We start from the raw sequence: 17,626 nt of genomic DNA, 5'->3' as shown, positions 1-17,626 counted from the left end.
TCGTTTTCACCGGCCGAAGCCGCATGACAGGCAGGTTTTCTGTCCTATCTCACTCTGGCAGGGCTCTATCGGTGGGCCTTGTCGTTTGACGGGGAGTAATATAGGTGTTACCAGTAAGTAACATTTGAAAGTTACAGACCGGTAACACCCTAGTCAAGAGGTGACCTCGGTTTTTTTGGAAACGACGAAAGGAGAGCACGATGACTGACGGCGTTGCGGAACGTTCCCGCCCCCGGGATCGGATCCTGGAAACGGCGCAGGACATGTTCCACAAGCACGGAATCAAGGGTGTGGGCGTCGACGCCATCACGGAGGCTGCCGGCACCAATAAGATGACGCTCTATCGTCACTTCGAATCCAAGGACGATCTGATCATCGAATGCCTGCGCGCCACAGCGGCGAAGGCTTCAAGGATATGGGACGAGTTCGAGGCCGAGCATCCCGGCGACAAGCTCGCGCAGTTGCATGCCTGGGTCCGCAAGGCTTCGGAGCTGCTCAGCGCCGACAGTCGCGGCTGCGACATGGCCAATGCCGCCGTCGAGCTCACCGAGACCGATCACCCGGCACGGCGCGTCATCAAGGAACTGAAGGAAGCCCAGCGCGAGAAGCTGGTTGCGCTCTGCCGCGATGCCGGCATCGGCCAGGCCGAGCTGCTCGCCGATACGCTATCGCTGCTGCTCGAAGGCGCGCGCGTCTCGATGCAGAGCGTTGGCGCCGAGGGCCCGAGCGCGCAGTTCGTGCGCATGGCCGAAAGCCTGATCGCCTCGTTCCGGGCACGCTGACCACATCTCATCCGGCCTTTGGGCCACCTTTCTCCCCGAGGGGAGAAGTTTGGGGCGGCACCAACGATCTCCTCTCCCTCGGGGAGAAGTCGAATTCCCCGAATTGCAAGGCAATATCCGGGTGAGGGGCGCTCCGCCTAAGTGCAGGCAAAGAAAAAGCCCGCTGCCGGGAGGAGGAGGCAGCGGGCTTCGATTTCGAATACGGCGCGGGAGGAGGAGCACCGCATTCAGCGTCGGTGTCTGGGAGGAGGAAGACATCCGACACCGCAATAGTTACGATTTGCCCAACCATTCGGCAACTGCGAAGCGTGCATAGCTGGTGTGCAGATTTGCCGGATCAATCGTCTGACAAATCAGTGAGGCGACGGCATGATGCCATTCGCGCCTACTGCACCGGCACGTTTTCCTTCATGATCAGCCGGGGCTCGATGAATTTTTTGGTCAGGTACGGCGCCGACGAGGCGATCGAGCCGAGCAGGCGGATCACTGCTTGCTCGGCAATCAGCCGCGCGTTCTGGTCGATGACCACGTCGGCGAGATCGTCGACGAGGTAGCGGCGCGTTTCCCTGGTCAGGTCATGGCAGATGAAGACGGGCTTTCTGCGCGGCCCGGTCTCGAGCAACGCCTTGGCCACGCCGGAGCGTCCGGCGCCCACGCAATAAATGCCGAGCAGTTCCGGTTCGTTGTGCAAGGCCTTCATGGTCGCGCTGTAGCTGGCGTCGGGCTCGTCGTTGATCTCGACGGCGCTGGAGACGGTGAGATTGGGGAACTCTTCTGCGAGCACCGAGCGGAAACCCATCTCGCGCTCCTCGTGGCCGCGGTAGGAGCGCGAGCCGACGACCATCGCGAGGTGCCCGATCCGGCCGCCAAGGAAGCGGCCCATCAGCAGCGCCGCCGTGCGTCCGGCAACCCGGTTGTCGATGCCGACATACGCCGAGCGAGGGGCCGCCGGCACATCGGAAACCAGCGTCACCAGCCGGATGCCGGCCTCGACCAGCTCGCGCAAAATGTTGCGCGTGCGCGGATGGTCGACGGCGATGACGCCGACGCCATTGGCCTTGAGCGAGAGGTTCTCGATCGCGCCCTGCAGCGCGCCCGGCGAGATGCCGGCGAGATTGTGGATGCGGCAGGAGGCGACCAGCGGCAGGCGCCCTGCATAGTCCTCGATATGATGGGCAAGGTCGGCCATGAAGGCGTTGCTGCCGATCGGCAGGAAGAATTCGAGATGCGCCGGCTTCGACGGCAGCACGACTTGATCGAGCGTCGGCAGATAGCCGAGCTGCTTTGCCGCCTCCAAGACGCGCTGCCGGTTGGCCGCGCTTGCGCCCGGCCTGTTGTTGAGCACTCGGTCGACCGTCGCGGTCGACAGGCCGCAGCTTCTGGCGATGTCGGCTACGGTCGCTTTCATGGGTCCGGTCATAGGGTGGGATGCAAGCCCCTGTCAGCCAAATCGAAGTCAGGCCAAATCAGCCATGCGGCTGCGGGCCGTCGGAAATCGCATCGCGGATCTCCTTGTCCGACATGCCGGTGATGACGCGTTCGACGTCCGCCACTGTGGTCTTCTTCGGATCGATATCATCGGCCACCACCTTGCCGCGGCGCATCACCACGATGCGGTCGACGACCTGGAAGACATGGTGGATGTTGTGGGCGATGAAGATGCAGGAGTGGCCGGAATCGCGGGCGCCGCGCACGAAGCTCAACACCCCTTGCGTCTCGGCAACGCCGAGATTGTTGGTCGGCTCGTCGAGGATGATGAGGTCGCTGTCGAAATGCATGGCGCGCGCGATCGCCACTGCTTGCCGCTCGCCGCCTGATAGCGAGCCGATCGGCGTCGTCGGCGGGATGTTTTTGGAGATGCCGACCTGCTTGAGCAGGTCGCGCGCCACCGTGTTCATCGCCTCCTGGTTCATGCGGTTGAGGAAACGCGGCGGTTTGATCGGCTCGCGCCCCAGGAACAGGTTGCGGGCGATCGACAGCTGCGTGACAAGCGCGGAGTCCTGATAGATCGTCTCGATACCTTCAGCGATCGCGTCGCTGGTGCTGCGGATATTCACCTTCTTGCCGCGCACGAAAATGTCGCCGCTGGTCAGCGGCACCGCGCCCGACAGCACCTTGATCAGCGTCGATTTGCCGGCGCCGTTGTCGCCGAGCAGGCCGACGATCTCCTTTTCGTTGACGTGGAAGTTGGCGTCCACCAGCGCCTGTACGCGCCCATAGGACTTGCGGATGTTCGTCATGCGGATCAGAGGCTCGGCCATCGTCTTCAAGTCCCTGCCTGGTGCCGGCGTTCGAGCCATGAGTGCAGCGCCATCATCCCGAGGATGATCGCGCCAATGAAGATGTTGTAGGCGAGTCCCGGCACGCCGATCAGCACGATGCCGTTGCGCATGACGCGCAGGATCAGGATGCCGAGCACCGTGCCGATAATGGTGCCGCGGCCGCCGGTCAGCGCCGTGCCGCCGATGACCACCATGGCGATGACCTCGAGCTCGTAGCCGGTGCCGCTGTTCGGATTGGCGGCCGAGGTGCGCAGCGACGAGATCACGCCGGCGAGCGAGGCCATCACCGCCGACAGGATGAACAGGCCGATCTTGACCCGGCTGACATTGACGCCGCGGGCGCGCGCCGCGTTGGGATTCCCGCCGGCCGCCTGGATCCAGTTGCCGGTCCGGCTTTGCGTCAGCACATAACCGAGCGCGATCGCGGCGCCGATGAACCAGAACAGCGAGGCATAGATGCGGAACGGGCCGATGTAGAAGTCGCCGACCAGGATGTCCGCCAGCCAGCTGCCTTCGGCGCTCCAGGTGCGCTGCGGAAAGCCGTCGGTGACGAAAAGTGCGGTGCCGCGCACGACGAGCAGCATGCCGAGCGTGACCAGGAAGGACGGGATCTTGAGCTGGGTGACGAACCAGCCATTGACAAGCCCGATCAAGGCCGCGACCACCAGCGCGATGGCTAAGCCCATCTCCAGCGAGGTGACCCCGCCATTGAACAGCGTCCACATCAGCACCGGCGAGAAGCCGAACAGCGAGCCGACCGAGAGGTCGAATTCGCCCGACGTCATCAGCAAGGTCATCGCCAGCGCGATAAGCCCAAGCTCGACGGTGAAGGCGAGGATGTTCGAGATGTTCTGCGGCGACAGGAAATCCGGATTGATGCCCCAGAAGATGACGAGTTCGACGATCAGCAGCACCAGCGGCCCGAATTCCGGCCGCGCGATGAAACTTTGGATGAAGGAACGGTTTTCCATTGGGCCCGCGATGTGAACGATTGGCGAGCCCGCTGCGATCAGTCAGGACTCGATGGTCCAGGAAGCGATCGCGGCCCGAAAGCCGCGACCGTTAATGTCAGGTCTTACTTGCCGGACAGGATCTTGTCATAAACGCCGGCGGTATCCTTTTCATAGAGCGCGCCGGTGATGACGTTGAAGCCCGGAGGAATGCCCGCAGACGCCATCGCCGCCATCGAAAGCGCGATGTAGCTGGTCGCCTGCGGGTCCTGCCACTGCGCGGCGTTGACATAGCCGTTCAGCACTTCCTGGGTGGTGTCGAGCGAGTTGCCCCAGCCGACAACTGGGATCTCGCCCGGCTTGACGCCGACCTGGTCGAAGACGCGTTTGACCGAGCCTGTGACGAGGTCGCCGAGGCCGATGATCGCCTTCACCTTGCCCTTGTGGGCGGTGAGATAGTCCACCATGCGGTTGATCACTTCGGCCTGGTCGAGCGTCGCCTCGGTCACCTCATAGGTGATGCCAAGCGGCTCGAACACGCTCTTGATGCCTTCCTCTTCCTGCACGCCATAGGTGGCGCCGGGCACCTCGACCGGCATCCAAACGAAGTCGCCCTTCTTCACCAGGCCCTTGTCGACCAGATACTGCGCCCAGTGCTTGCCGAAGGTGACGTTGTCGCCGCCGACATAGGCGTTGAAGTTGGCCTTCGGGTCGGGCGTGTTGAAGTTGATGATCGGAATGTTGGCTGCACGGGCCTCCTTGACGATCTCGACGAGGCTGCCCGGATCGGGGCTGGTGGTGACGATGCCGTCGGCCTTGGCCGAGATGGCGGCGCGAACAGCCTCCTGCTGCGAGGCAACGTCGCCATTGTGGAACGAGGTGTTCACCTTGTTGCCGGTGTCGGTCGCCCATTGCTTGGCACCGGCCAGGAAGTAGGTCCAGACCGGATCGGCCGGGCCGCCATGCGAAATCCAGTAGAAGGTCTTGGCCTCGGCGATCGCCGGAATGGCGATTGCCGCGATCAAGCCAAGCACGAACAGTCTCAGCCTCGAAAGCATCGATTTCCTCCCATGTTGAAACCACCTCCACATCAGGCGCGATGCGGTCCTCAAGGGTCGCATCTTCCTGCCCGCGCCGACCGGACGCCTCTAGAGCATTCCCTTTTTCGGCCGCTGGCAAGCCTCGATCGTCAATGGATGTTGGCACAGCTCCGCACGCCATCAGCAATCCCATCAGATTGCATCAGTTACCGTGATATTTTCCCGGCAAACGCCGCTGCGCTCATCAGCCAGTGATGAGCAAGCGTATGCCGTTTGATCCGCTGCTAGATCAGACCGGCTCTGGCGAGGTCGCGCAACAGGTGGCTGGCGCCGTAGGTCCAGGGCGGGCAGTCGGGCGACAGGCGCACCCGGTTGGTCAGCGCGCCCAACTTTTCCGACGAGATGGTGACGGTGTCGCCGACCTTGTGGGTGAAGCCCTTGCCCTTTTCACCGCGATCCTTCGACGGCACGAACATGGTGCCGAGATAGAGCGCCAGCCCGTCCGGGTACTGGTGATGAGGTCCCATCGCGGCTCTGACCAGCTCTTCCGGCGAGCGGCTGATCTCGGCCATCGAGCTTGCGCCCTCCAGCGAAAAACTGTCCTCGCCCTCGACGCTTAGCCGCACCGTGGCGCGCTTCACGTCGGCGATGGAAAAGGTCTCGTCGAAGAGCCGGATGAAAGGTCCAAGCGAGGCGGAAGCATTGTTGTCCTTGGCCTTGCCGAGCAGCAGCGCCGAACGCCCCTCGACGTCGCGCAGATTGACGTCATTGCCGAGCGTGGCGCCGACGATGCGGCCTAAGCTGTCGGCGATCATGGCGATCTCCGGCTCCGGATTGTTCCAGGTGGAGACCGGATGCAGCCCGACATCGGCGCCGAAGCCGACGGAGGCCATCGGCTGGCATTTGGTGAAGATCTCGGCGTCCGGGCCGATGCCCACTTCCAGATATTGCGACCAGGCGCCGCGCGAAATCAGCTTGGCCTTGATCTCCATCGCTTCCGGCGAGCCGGGCTTGAGCTTGGAGAGATCGTGGCCGATCAGCCCGGCGATGTCGGCGCGGATCGCGTCGGCCTTTTCCGCCGAGCCGCGCGCCTGCTCCTCGATGACGCGCTCGAGCAGGCTGACGACGAAGGTGACGCCGGAAGCCTTCACCGCCTGCAGGTCGACTGGGGAGAGCAGGATCGGCTTCTTGGCATCGCGCTGAGCTTCGAAGCTGTTGGCTGCGATGTCTTCCAGTGTGCCGATCGCCTTGCCCCGGGCCGAGCGCACGTAGTCGGCCGGGTCCTTCAGCTCGCAGAGGTCGCGCACAGTAGGCGCCGCGTTCGACGTGATGTCGATGACCTCGCCTGCGCGCACCGTGACCACCAGCGGATGGGAGGCTTCGCTGGTCCTGGCGCGGCCGACGAAAAGGCCGTCGCCAGGGAGGCGGGTTAAATCGGTCATGGTCTTCTGTCCTCTCGATTGTCGCGCGGCACTTTCCCCGGATTTAATGCAAACGTCTATCCCGTCGATGGCGAGGTTATGAGTCAATGGCATGCTGTCACATAGCCAAGCGCGGACTGGCCCATCGGGTCCTCTTTCAAATTCATGAAATCAGCAATAGGATTTTCACGAGCTCCAGCGCCTCAGGTGACCAATTGCCCACCTTTTCCGATCCGGTCTGGCAAAAGCCGCGAACAGCTCCGGCGTTCCAGTCCGAGCTGTCGAGCGACGGCACCCTCGACGCGGTGATCGTCGGCGGCGGCATCATGGGTCTGTCGACCGCCTTGCATGCGGCCCGGGCCGGTCTTTCCGTCCAGGTGCTGGATGCCGGTGCGATCGGGCAGGGCGCGTCGGGCTTGAACGGCGGCCAGGTCATTCCCGGCCTCAAATATGATCCCGAATGTCTGCTCGAGCACTTTGGCAAGGAGCGCGGCGAGGCCCTGGTCGACTTCGCCGCTTCGACGGCCGACGCGGTGTTCGATGTGATCCGTGACGAGAAGCTTGCGGTGCCGTTCACGCGCAATGGCTGGATCCAGGCCGCGCATACCGAAACGGCCTTGAAGGCCGTAGCCAGCCGCGACCGGCAATGGCGGGCGCGCGGCGCCGACGTCAAGCTGCTCGACCGGGCCGAGATCGCCGCGATGACCGGCGCCAAGGGCTATCTCGGTGGCTGGCTCGACCGCCGCGCCGGCGTCATCGATCCGCTGTCCTACACGCTCGAGCTTGCCCGCGTCGCCTCTGCCGTCGGCGCCGGGATCGCCGAGCAGCAGCGGGTGGTGAGGCTCACCAAGGAAGCCGGCGTCTGGCGGGTCTCCACGCAAGGCGGCGCCGAACTGCGCGCGACGAGGGTCGTACTCGCCACCAACGCCTATACGGATGGCCTGCTGCCCGGCCTCGCGCAAACAATCGTGCCGCTGCATTCCTTCCAGATCGCCACGGCACCGCTGCCGGCGGAGCTTGCCGCAAGCATCCTGCCCGGCGGGCAAGCCGTTTCCGATTCCCGCCGCATCTTGATCTATTACCGCAAGAGCCCTGATGGCCGGATGGTGTTGGGTGGACGCGGCCGCATGGCCCTGCCTTCAAGCGCGGCCGACTGGGCGCATTGCGAACGCGCGCTGCTGCGCCTCTATCCGGCGCTTTCCGGCATCGCCATCGAAAAGCGCTGGTTCGGTCGTGTGGCGATGACCCCGGATCATCTCCCGCACCTGCATGAGCCGGAAAAGGACCTGCTTGCCGTGGTCGGTTGCCAGGGCAGGGGCGTCGGGCTGATGAGCGCGCTGGGCAAGCGCATTGCGGGTTACCTCGCGACCGGCGACGTCAGTCAATTGCCTTTCCCGCTGTCGCCGATCCGGCCGATCCCGTTCCACGCCTTCCGCCAGGTCGGCGTTGCCGCCACCATCGCCTGGTATCGGATGCTGGATGCCCTCGAGCGCTGAAGTTGAACGCGGCAGCGCATCACCGATTTAGCTTGACAGTTTCATGAATATGAAAAATCATTAGCTGATTTCAAAAATCCGATGGGCAGCTAGCAGATGTCCACCATCGTTGCAGCGCGGCCATCGCCGGAAACCCGCATCTCGCCGGTCTTCCGCTTTGCCATGCTGTTGCCCGGCGGGCTGGTCACTTTCTTCCTCATCCTCTTTGCCCTCGGCCTGGTGCTCTTCCTTGCCTTCAGGAGCAACGACGGCTCGCTGCTCGGCGCCGGCCTGACGGCGGCAAACTTCGTAACTGTGGCCACCGATCCGCTCTACTGGACGGTGACGCTGCGCTCGCTGGTCATCGCCGGCCTGGTGACGCTCGCCACCGTCGCTACTGCATATCCGGTCGCCTACTACCTCGCCTTCCATGCCGGCCGCCGGCGCAACCTGCTGCTCTTCCTGGTCACGCTGCCGTTCTGGACCAGCTACCTTTTGCGCGTCTTTGCCTGGAAGATCGTGCTTGCCTACAACGGCGTGCTGAACTCGGCTTTCATCGAAAGCGGTCTCTGGTCGGAGCCGACGCTCGCCTTCCTCAACACGCCGGCGGCGGTGGTGGTGACGCTTGCGCACGCCTACGCGCCTTTCGCCATCCTGCCCATCTACGTGGCGCTGGATACCATCCCGAAATCGCTGCTCGAAGCCGCCTCCGATCTCGGCGCGCGCCCGTTCACGTCGTTCCGCCGCGTCGTGCTGCCCAATTCGATGCCGGGCGTACTGGCGGCGGCTCTCGTCGTCTTCGTGCCGACCGTCGGCGACTATGTCACGCCGGCTATGGTCGGCGGCCCGGCCAGCACCATGATCGGCACGCTGATCCAGTCGCAATTCGGCAAGGCCAATGACTGGCCGTTCGGCGCGGCCCTCTCGGTCTGCGTCATGCTGGTCATCCTGTGCGTGGTCCTGGTCGCGCGCGGCGCCGACCGCCGGTTTGGCAGCCGCACATGAGCGCGGCGCGCAAAGAGGCAAATGCGGGCGGCCGCTGGCTCGGCCTCTATGTGCTTGCCTATCTCGTCTTCCTCTATCTGCCTATCCTTTTGATCCCGCTGTTTTCCTTCAACGATTCCATCCAGGCGGCGTTTCCGCTGCAGGGCTTCACGCTCGGTTGGTACGAGACCCTCTACGGCAATCCGGCGCTCTCCGGCGCTTTGGCCAACAGTCTCGTCATCGGTGTCGTTGCTGCCTCGGGGGCAACGCTATGCGGCATCACCGTTTCCTATATGGACCTCTACGGCCGCTCGCCGCTCGCGGCTACGATCAGTGCCATAGCCCGGCTGCCGATCCTGATCCCCGGCGTCATCGTCGGCATCTCGCTCTTGATCCTGGTCAATCTCATTGGCCTCGGCCCGTCGCGCGTCGCAATTGTGCTCGGCCATATCCTGGTGGCGCTGCCGACGACGGTGGTGGTGATGCGCAGCCGATTCGCGGCGATCCCAAAGACCATTCGCGAGGCGGCGCTCGACCTTGGGGCGTCGGACTGGACAACGTTCCGGCGCGTCATGCTTCCGCTCAGCCTGCCGGCGGTGCTGTCGGCCTTCATGCTCGCCTTCCTGACCTCCTTCGACGAGTTCATCGTCGTCTTCTTCCTCGCCGGCACCGAGCCGACGCTGCCGCTCTACATCTGGAGCCAACTGCGCTTCCCGCGTTCGCTGCCGACGGTGATGGCGCTCGGAACGGTGATCCTGGCCGTGTCCTTCGTCATCGCCACCCTCGCCGAGATCCTGCGCCATCGCGGCCTCGGCGCCGCGCGCCGCAATCCAGCCTGAACCACAACAAGAAAGAGGAGAACGAAAATGACAGTCCACCTGAAATCGATCACGGGATACAAAGCCCGCGCGGGCCTAGCCGCACTCGCCCTGGCGCTGTCGTCGACCGTCGCTTTGGCTGCCGACAAGCTGCAATATTTCACCTGGTCGGGCTACGAGCTGCCCGACTTCAACAAGAGCTTCCTCACCGCGCATCCGGACGGCGTCGAGGCCACGATCTTCGGCGATGACGACGATGCCTTCACCAAGGTCAAGGCCGGCTTCCGGCCCGACATCGCCCATCCCTGCTACGACAAGGTGGCGCGCTGGAACAAGGAAGGCCTGCTGCAGCCGATCGACACCAAGCGCATCAAGAACTGGGATTCGATCTTCCCGGTGTTCAAGAACCTGCCCGACCTGCAGGCCGGCGACGGCAAGGTCTGGATGGTGCCGTGGGACTGGGGCAACACCTCGATCCTATACCGCACCGATCTGGTCAAGAACCCCGAGGCGAGCTGGAACCTTTTGTGGGACAAGCAATATGCCGGCCGCATGGCGACCATCGACGCCGTGCATGACACGCCGATCGTCGCGGCACTTCTGGCAGGCGTGAACCCCTTCGACATGACGCCGGAGCAGATGGAAAAAGTCGCGGCGAAACTGCGCGAGCAGCGGCCACTGCTGTCGAGCTACACCACCGACATGACCTCGGTCGAGCAGGCGCTGGCCAGCGGCCAGTTGGTCGCCGCCATGACCTGGAACGCGTCGGCCACATCGCTGAAGAAGCAGGGCGTGCCGGTCGAGTTCATGAAGCCGAAGGAAGGCATGCTCACCTGGGCCTGCGGCTTCGTCATGCTGAAGGACGCCAAGAACGTCGATCTCGCCTATGACTTCATCAACAGCCGGCTCGACGCCGATTCGGGCAAGTACCTCATCCAGTCCTACGGCTATGGCAGCTCGCTTTCGACCGCCTTCGCCGGCGTGTCGAAAGACGAGCTGGACAAGCTGCAGCTGCCGGCGGATCCCGACGTGATGCTGAAGAGCACGATCTTCACCGGACCGATGAAGCAGAACGACGACGTCGCCAAGATGTTCGAGAAGGTGAAAGCCGGCGGCTGAGCGCACTTGCCTTCTCCCCTTGTGGGAGAAGGTGGATCGGCGCGCAGCGCCGAGACGGATGAGGGGTGATCCAGGGAACGCCGACGTCTTACTTCGCTGGAACACCCCTCATCCGTCGCGTTCGGCGACACCTTCTCCCACAAGGGGAGAAGGGGGAGCCTGGCGGCGCTGCGCCGCACCGGTGGAAAGACAACAAGGACTATTTGATGGACATTGTTGACGAGGCAAAACCGAAGGACGATGCCGACGTGCGTGTCGGCCGGCGCGTGCGGGCGCTAAGGCTCGAGCGCAAGCTGTCGCTGGCCGAGCTCGCAGCCAAGGCCGGCATATCGATCGGCGCGCTCAGCCAGATCGAGCGCGGCATGTCCTCGCTGCGCGTCAAGGTGATCTGGCCGCTGGCCGCCGCCCTCGACATCGAGCCCTCGGCCCTGATCGCCGACGGCGATGAAGCGGTCAACGACCTCTACTGCGTGCGCGCCGACAAGCGGCGCGCAATCCCGGTCAAGTCCGAGGGCATCGCCAAGGCGCTGCTGTCGCCGCCCGCCGCCACACTCACCGGAATGCTGGTGACGGTCGAGGCCGGCGGCGGCACCGCCGAAGCTTATGCCCATGCCGGCCACGAATTCGGCTTCGTGATGACGGGCGAGGTCGAGCTGGTGGTTGACGCCACGGCCTATGTGCTGAAGGCCGGCGACAGCTTTGGCTTCAAGAGCACGCTGCTGCATGCCTTCCGCAATCCGGGCGCCGGGCGCTGTCAGATCCTGTGGGTCAACACGACAAAACCTTCCGAGGTGCGCGATGGCGCCTGACGCGCTCGTTCGTCTAGAGAACGTCTCGAAGGTCTTCCCGGGCGGCGTGGTCGGGCTCGATGCGGTCGATCTCGACATTGCGGCGGGCGAGTTCCTGACCCTGCTCGGCCCCTCAGGCTGCGGCAAGACGACGAGCCTGCGCGTCATCGCCGGCTTCGAGAGCCCGACCCGCGGCAAAGTGCTGCTCGAAGGCGGTGACATCACCGGTCTGAGGCCCTTCGACCGTCCGGTCAACACCGTCTTTCAGGACTATGCGCTGTTCCCGCATATGGACGTCGCGGCGAACGTCGGCTTCGGCCTCTCGCTGCGCAAACTGTCCGGTACCGAGCAGGCCAAGCGCGTCGGTCAGGCGCTTGACATGGTCGGCCTAGCCGACAAGCTGCGCGCCCGCATCTCCGAACTGTCGGGCGGTCAGCGCCAGCGCGTCGCGCTTGCCCGCGCCATCGTCTGCGAGCCGCGTGTGCTCTTGCTCGACGAGCCGGTGTCGGCCCTCGACGCGCATCTGCGCGAGCAGATGCAGGTCGAGCTCAAGCGGCTTCAGTCCCGGCTCGGCACCACCTTCGTCATGGTCACGCACGACCAGACCGAGGCGCTGTCGATTTCCGACCGCATCGTCGTCATGAACAAAGGCCGTATCGAGCAGATCGCGCCGCCCGCGACGCTTTACGACCGTCCGGCGACCCGCTTCGTCGCCTCGTTCATCGGCACGATGAATCTCCTGCAGTCACGCTTTGTCGGGCGCGACGGCGAGCGGCTGCGCTTTACCGCCGGCGAGCTGCCGCTGGTGGCCATACCGGAAACCGGCGAGATACCGGCTGTCGGCGACGCACGAACCATCGGCGTTCGTCCGGAGGATCTTGTGGCGGCCACCGAGGCCGCCGAAGGCACCGCGCCGGCCCGGGTGAGTGGCATCGTCTTCCACGGTCGCACGCTGCGCCTTCACGCCGAACTGGGGCAGGGGACTGCAATCGTCATCGATGCCCCACGCCGCGCCGACGGTTTTCGATTCAGCATCGGCGACGTAGCGCACATCAGCCTGCGGCGTGGCGCCAACTGCCCTGTGCTCTCGAACTGATCGCCGGCCTCACGAAGCCTTGGCGAAAAAGCCCTGATAATCGGACTTGGCCTGCAGCAGGCGCAGGATGTTCTCGCGCGAGCCGCGCACATGCGCGCGAGCGCGCTCGCCGGCCAAAGCGACATCACCGGCGCAGATCGCGTCGACGATGCCCGTATGCTCCTCGCGGGTGAGCTTCCACTCGTCCAGCCACAGAAGCTCGGTCCACACATATTGCTGGCATTTGTCGAGGATGCCGCAAAGCATGCCGTGCAGCATCTCGTTGCCGCTGATCTCGGCGATCACCCGGTGCAGATCGATGCCGACCTGCAGCTCCTCGAATTTCTCTCGTGTGCTGCGGTCGGGGATTGCCGCCAGCCGTTCGCATTCGGCGAGCATGTCGCGCAGCCGCGCCTTGTCGGCGGCGGTCGCGTTCGCCGCTGCCAGCTCGGTCGCGCGCCCGTCGAGCAGCTCGCGAATGTCGAAGGCCTCGCGGAACATGGTCAGGTTGAACTCGGCAACAATATAGCCCTGGCGCGGACGTCCGATCACCAGGCCGTCGCGCTCGAGACGGTTGAAGGCTTCGCGCACCGGCGTGCGGCTCACCTTCAGGCGCTCGGCGATCTCGTTCTCGGTCACGCGGCCGCCTGGCGGGATCTGGCCGGTGATGATCAACGCCTTCAGCTTCTCGAACACCGAATCGCGCAGCGTGTTCTTTCTCTCCTTGCTCAAGCGTCCCGCCTCCAACGGTCAGTCACGGATTCGCAGTCTAGTGCCTTTTGGCTCCTGCTTGAAACAGGGCCGTATCAAACGCTCCCGCCCCAAAGCCTCAACTCATCGCCGCCCAAAAAACGCTCGGCACATGTTGACATCGGCTTCCGGAGAATTACACTCAAAATTGTATACAAATTCGCATACCAAATCAACGATAATGGGAACACCGGTTGGAGAAGCGAAAATGACGAAGAGACTTTGCATTCACGGTCTGGCCGTAGCCGGCCTGCTGGCCTCGGCCGCCGTTCCGGCCTCGGCCGCCGACACCATCACCGTCGCCTCATGGGGCGGCACCTATCAGGAGGCACAGACCAAGGCCTTCTTCGATCCGACGGCCAAGGAACTCGGCATCACCATCAAGCAGGACACCACCAACGGCCTCGACGACGTGCGCCTGCAGGTCACCGGCAATGCGGTGAAATGGGACATCACCGAGCTTGGCGCCGACGAATGCGCGCGCGGTTCCAAGGAGGGCCTGTTCGAAAAGCTCGACTACAACGTCATCGACAAGAGCGGCATCAACCCGAAGCTCGTCCATGACGACTGGGTTGGCATCTCCTACACGTCCGTCGTGCTGATCTACCGGACCGATGTTTTCGGCGACAAGGGACCGAAGACCTGGGCCGATTTCTGGGACGTGGAAAAGTTCCCGGGCCGGCGGGCGCTCTCCGGCAGCCAGGCGACGGAGACACTGAGCGTCGCGGCGCTCGCCAAAGGCACTCCGATCGACAAGGTCTATCCGGTCGACATCGACGGCGCGCTGCAATCCGTCGACAAGGTCAAGGGTCACATCGACGCCTGGTGGACCTCGGGCGCGCAGGCCATGCAGCTCGTCAAGGACGGTGAGGTCGATATGGCGAGCATCTGGAACGGCCGCGCCGGCACCCTGAGGAAGGAAGGCGCACCTGTCAGCTTCTCCTTCGACCAGGGTGTGCTTACCGCCGACTGCATGGTCATCCCGAAGGGCTCGAAGAACAAGGACCTCGCGATGAAAGCGCTGGCCAAGTTCGTCAGCCCCGACCTCCAGGCCAATCTGCCGCTCTATGTCGACAACGGCCCGGCCAACGAGAAGGCCTTCGAGACCGGCAAGATCCCGCAGGAGCGCATCAAGGACATCAACTCCGCGCCCGATAACGTCAAGAAGCAGGTGCTTCAGGATCCCGAGTTCTGGCGCGACAACCTCGTCGAGGCGACCGAGAAGTTCAACAACCTGATCCAGCAATAACGACTGCGGGGCGGAGCGGCGCGCCGAGTCGCTGCTCCCCCGTTATCAATGATCCGGAGTTGAAGGAGATGCTCTTGTCTCTTGCGCCGTCAGCGCTCCCCATCGGCATCCATGGTATCGAGAAGCGCTTCGGGGCGCTCTCCATCCTGAGCGATCTCAGCCTCGATGTCGCGGCCGGTGAATTCCTGACGCTGCTCGGTCCGTCGGGGTCGGGAAAGACCACGCTGCTGATGATCCTGGCCGGATTTGTGCGAGCCAATGCCGGCTCGATCAAGGTCGGCGGCGAGGAGATCATCACCATGCCGCCACACAAGCGCAACATCGGCATGGTGTTCCAGAACTATGCGCTATTTCCCCACATGAACGTCTTCCACAACATCGCCTTTCCGCTGAAGCAGCGGCGCGTATCGGCGGCGGAAACGGCCGAGCGTGTCGAGCGGGCGCTGGACCTGGTGCAGCTGAAAGGTCTCGGCGAGCGCCGCGTCGACCAGCTTTCCGGCGGCCAGCGCCAGCGCGTGGCTTTGGCCCGTGCCATCGTCTTCGAGCCGCGCATCGTGCTGATGGACGAGCCGCTGTCGGCGCTCGACAAAGGCTTACGCGAGCACATGCAGATCGAACTGCGCAACCTGCATCGGCGGCTCGGCATGACGACGGTCTACGTCACGCATGACCAGCGCGAGGCGATCACCATGTCCGATCGCATTGCGGTCATGAATGCCGGGCGCATCGAGCAGATCGACCAGCCCGAGGTGCTCTACGCCCGGCCTAAGACGAAGTTCGTCGCCGGCTTCATCGGCGAATCCAATTTCATCCCGGTCGAATGCCGCAACGGCAGCGTCTGGTATGAGGATCGGAAGCTGCGCATGAATGACCCGGCGCCGTCCGCCGGTCGGCACTTGATGGTGGTGCGGCCGGAGAAATTGCGGCTCGCCGACGCGGATCAGGCACGTCCCGTCAACGCGCTGCCGGCAACGGTCGGCGATGTCATCTATCAGGGCGACAGCTTCATCTGCTACGCGACGCTTCGCGACGGCCGCCAGGTGACGCTGCGCGACTATTGTCGCAGCGACGTGCTGGCGAAGCTGCCGGCGCCGGGCGAGCCGATCACGCTCGGCATCGATGCCCAGGACGTCGTGCTGGTGACGGATCAATGAGCATCGGGTCCGCCAGTCTTGGTCACGCCGTCCGGCAGGACGGGGAACTCAACGCCAGGGCGTTGCGCTCGGATGCCAGGCGCCAGGCGCTGGGACTGCTGGCACTGCTGTCGCCCGGGCTGTTCTTAGTCTTTGCCGTCATTATTGTGCCGATCGGCTGGCTGTTCTGGCTGTCGCTGTTCGACGAGAGCGGCCAGCTCAGCCTCGCCAATTACGCGCGCTTCTTCGAGCAGGCGTCCTACATCAAGACCTTCGCGACCACCTTCAAGGTTGCCTTTGTTGTCACCGGCGCCTGCGTGCTGTTCGGCTACCCGCTGGCCTATATGCTGTCACAGCTGCCGCGTCGCGCCGCCTCGATCTGCCTGATCTTCGTCATCCTGCCGTTCTGGACCTCGGTGCTGGTGCGCACCTATGCCTGGCTGGTCATTTTGCAGCGCAAGGGGCTGATCAACAATTGGCTGATCGATCTCGGCGTGATCGGCCAGCCGCTGCCGCTCGCCAACAATTTCGCCGGCGTCGTCATCGGCATGACCCACATCATGCTGCCCTTCCTGGTGCTGCCGCTCTATGCTTCGATGAAGACCATCGATGTCGACTGCCTGCGCGCCGGCATGAATCTCGGCGCCAGCCCCGCCGCCACCTTCCGGCAGATCTTTTTCCCGCTATCGCTGCCGGGCCTCGCCTCTGGCGTGGTCATCGTCTTCGTGCTTTGCCTCGGCTTTTTCGTCACGCCGGCGCTGATGGGCGGCGGCAAGGTCATCATGTGGGCGATGCGCATGGAGCAGGCGACCAGCCTCTACTCGAACTGGGGCGCGGGTGCTGCGCTCGGCGTCGTGCTGCTTGCCGTCACGCTGGCGCTGCTCGGCTTGTTCCAGTGGCTGCTCGGCGCGCGCGCCACCGGCGTTTGGAGCCAGCGATGAGCGCGGAAAGCAGCCTGCCTATAACGCATTGGCAACGCCTCTGGCTCTATCTGCTCGGCGGCCTCGTCATGCTGTTTTTGATCGCGCCCTCGGTGATTATCGTCATCATGTCCTTCTCCGGCTCGACGCTGCTGCAGTTCCCGCCCGAGCAATGGTCGCTGCGCTGGTATGAGAGCTATTTCGGTTCCGTCGAATGGCGCGACGCAACCATTGTCTCGGTGAAGGTGGCGGTGATGACCGCGATCGTGGCGACGCCGCTCGGCACCGCAGCTGCCTATGCCATCAACGCCGGCACGCTCAGGCTGACCGGCGCCATCAATGCGCTGCTCACCGCGTCGCTGATCATTCCGGTCATCCTGATCGGCATCGGCACTTTCTTCCTCTATGCCCGCATCGGCCTCAACAACACGCTGACCGGCCTCGTCATCGCCCACACCGTCCAGGCTTTGCCGCTGGTCGTGCTCACCGTCCTGTCGGGGCTGCGCTCTTACGATATGAACCAGGAGATGGTGGCGCGCAGCCTTGGCGCCGGCCGCTTCGCGGCCTTCTTCCAGGTGACCATGCCGCAGTTGCGCTTCTCGATCGTCTCGGGCGCGCTCTTTGCCTTCATCACCTCCTTCGACGAGGTGGTGGTGTCGCTCTTCATCTCGGGCGGTGAGACCACGACGCTGACGCGCCGCATGTTCAATGCATTGCGCGACCAGATCGATCCGACGATTGCCGCCATTTCGACTTGCCTGATCGTGCTATCGATCGTCTTGTTGTCCGCCGCCCAGCTTTTCGGCCGCGGACGTTGAGAATACAGGGATACCTCGAACA

17 protein-coding genes are annotated in these 17,626 nt (G+C 63.9%); 11 read left to right on the top strand and 6 right to left on the bottom strand.

Annotated features, from left to right (window positions below):
* Nucleotides 1-200: 200 nt before the first annotated feature.
* Entirely contained in the window at nt 201-782 is a 582-nt protein-coding gene (locus CK221_RS00345) for a TetR/AcrR family transcriptional regulator (protein ID WP_066989382.1), read from the top strand.
* Between the two features lie 385 nt (nt 783-1,167).
* On the opposite strand, the gene CK221_RS00340 is transcribed toward CK221_RS00345, so the two are convergent.
* The 5 genes from CK221_RS00340 to CK221_RS00320 form a co-directional block, all read right to left on the bottom strand.
* Nucleotides 1,168-2,190 (bottom strand): LacI family DNA-binding transcriptional regulator, encoded by a 1,023-nt coding sequence (locus tag CK221_RS00340; RefSeq protein WP_095776655.1) that lies wholly within the window; start codon nt 2,188-2,190, stop codon nt 1,168-1,170.
* Nucleotides 2,191-2,248: 58 nt separating this feature from the next.
* Complete coding sequence (locus CK221_RS00335) at nt 2,249-3,043, bottom strand: ATP-binding cassette domain-containing protein (RefSeq protein ID WP_095776654.1); 795 nt, start codon at nt 3,041-3,043, stop codon at nt 2,249-2,251.
* A gap of 5 nt (nt 3,044-3,048) precedes the next feature.
* On the bottom strand, nt 3,049-4,035 hold the full coding sequence (locus CK221_RS00330) for an ABC transporter permease (protein ID WP_095776237.1): 987 nt from the start codon (nt 4,033-4,035) through the stop codon (nt 3,049-3,051).
* Nucleotides 4,036-4,139: 104 nt separating this feature from the next.
* The gene (locus CK221_RS00325) at nt 4,140-5,072 is read right to left on the bottom strand and encodes a substrate-binding domain-containing protein (RefSeq protein ID WP_067327783.1); all 933 of its coding nucleotides are present in this window, start codon (nt 5,070-5,072) and stop codon (nt 4,140-4,142) included.
* A 266-nt stretch (nt 5,073-5,338) separates the two neighbouring features.
* Complete coding sequence (locus CK221_RS00320) at nt 5,339-6,496, bottom strand: fumarylacetoacetate hydrolase family protein (RefSeq protein ID WP_095776236.1); 1,158 nt, start codon at nt 6,494-6,496, stop codon at nt 5,339-5,341.
* 194 nt (nt 6,497-6,690) lie between these two features.
* Between CK221_RS00320 and CK221_RS00315 the strand changes: the two genes are divergently transcribed.
* The 6 genes from CK221_RS00315 to CK221_RS00290 all read left to right on the top strand — a co-directional run bounded on the left by CK221_RS00315 (nt 6,691) and on the right by CK221_RS00290 (nt 12,755).
* Nucleotides 6,691-7,971, top strand: coding sequence for an FAD-dependent oxidoreductase (locus tag CK221_RS00315; RefSeq protein WP_245418624.1), 1,281 nt, complete (start codon nt 6,691-6,693; stop codon nt 7,969-7,971).
* 96 nt (nt 7,972-8,067) lie between these two features.
* Nucleotides 8,068-8,955, top strand: a complete 888-nt coding sequence (locus CK221_RS00310; RefSeq protein WP_095776234.1) for an ABC transporter permease — start codon at nt 8,068-8,070, stop codon at nt 8,953-8,955.
* Complete coding sequence (locus tag CK221_RS00305) at nt 8,952-9,773, top strand: ABC transporter permease (protein ID WP_067327787.1); 822 nt, start codon at nt 8,952-8,954, stop codon at nt 9,771-9,773. The genes CK221_RS00310 and CK221_RS00305 overlap by 4 nt, the downstream gene beginning before the upstream one ends.
* A 27-nt stretch (nt 9,774-9,800) precedes the next feature.
* Complete coding sequence (locus CK221_RS00300) at nt 9,801-10,871, top strand: ABC transporter substrate-binding protein (protein WP_066988891.1); 1,071 nt, start codon at nt 9,801-9,803, stop codon at nt 10,869-10,871.
* A gap of 206 nt (nt 10,872-11,077) precedes the next feature.
* Nucleotides 11,078-11,680 carry a cupin domain-containing protein gene (locus tag CK221_RS00295; protein ID WP_095776233.1) on the top strand — a complete coding sequence of 201 codons (603 nt, stop codon included), beginning with the start codon at nt 11,078-11,080 and terminating at the stop codon, nt 11,678-11,680.
* A complete protein-coding gene (locus CK221_RS00290) occupies nt 11,670-12,755 on the top strand; it encodes an ABC transporter ATP-binding protein (RefSeq protein ID WP_095776232.1) in 1,086 nt (361 codons plus the stop codon). The genes CK221_RS00295 and CK221_RS00290 overlap by 11 nt, the downstream gene beginning before the upstream one ends.
* Before the next feature lie 9 nt (nt 12,756-12,764).
* Here the strand turns inward: CK221_RS00290 and CK221_RS00285 are convergent, their stop codons facing one another.
* On the bottom strand, nt 12,765-13,466 hold the full coding sequence (locus CK221_RS00285; protein WP_066988885.1) for a GntR family transcriptional regulator: 702 nt from the start codon (nt 13,464-13,466) through the stop codon (nt 12,765-12,767).
* A 226-nt stretch (nt 13,467-13,692) separates the two neighbouring features.
* Here CK221_RS00285 and CK221_RS00280 point away from each other — a divergent pair, with 226 nt between their 5' ends.
* The 4 genes from CK221_RS00280 to CK221_RS00265 all read left to right on the top strand — a co-directional run bounded on the left by CK221_RS00280 (nt 13,693) and on the right by CK221_RS00265 (nt 17,604).
* Nucleotides 13,693-14,733 carry an ABC transporter substrate-binding protein gene (locus CK221_RS00280; RefSeq protein WP_067327790.1) on the top strand — a complete coding sequence of 347 codons (1,041 nt, stop codon included), beginning with the start codon at nt 13,693-13,695 and terminating at the stop codon, nt 14,731-14,733.
* A 74-nt stretch (nt 14,734-14,807) separates the two neighbouring features.
* On the top strand, nt 14,808-15,887 hold the full coding sequence (locus CK221_RS00275; protein ID WP_095776653.1) for an ABC transporter ATP-binding protein: 1,080 nt from the start codon (nt 14,808-14,810) through the stop codon (nt 15,885-15,887).
* The gene (locus CK221_RS00270; protein ID WP_095776231.1) at nt 15,884-16,807 is read left to right on the top strand and encodes an ABC transporter permease; all 924 of its coding nucleotides are present in this window, start codon (nt 15,884-15,886) and stop codon (nt 16,805-16,807) included. Before CK221_RS00275 ends, CK221_RS00270 begins: the two co-directional genes overlap by 4 nt.
* Nucleotides 16,804-17,604, top strand: coding sequence for an ABC transporter permease (locus CK221_RS00265; protein WP_067327792.1), 801 nt, complete (start codon nt 16,804-16,806; stop codon nt 17,602-17,604). The genes CK221_RS00270 and CK221_RS00265 overlap by 4 nt, the downstream gene beginning before the upstream one ends.
* Nucleotides 17,605-17,626 lie beyond the last annotated feature (22 nt).

The sequence above is a fragment of the Mesorhizobium sp. WSM3868 genome, assembly GCF_002294785.1.
Classification (GTDB): domain Bacteria; phylum Pseudomonadota; class Alphaproteobacteria; order Rhizobiales; family Rhizobiaceae; genus Mesorhizobium.
The sequence above is the reverse complement of the archived record's forward strand: the minus strand, read 5'-3'. Positions and strand labels throughout refer to the sequence as shown.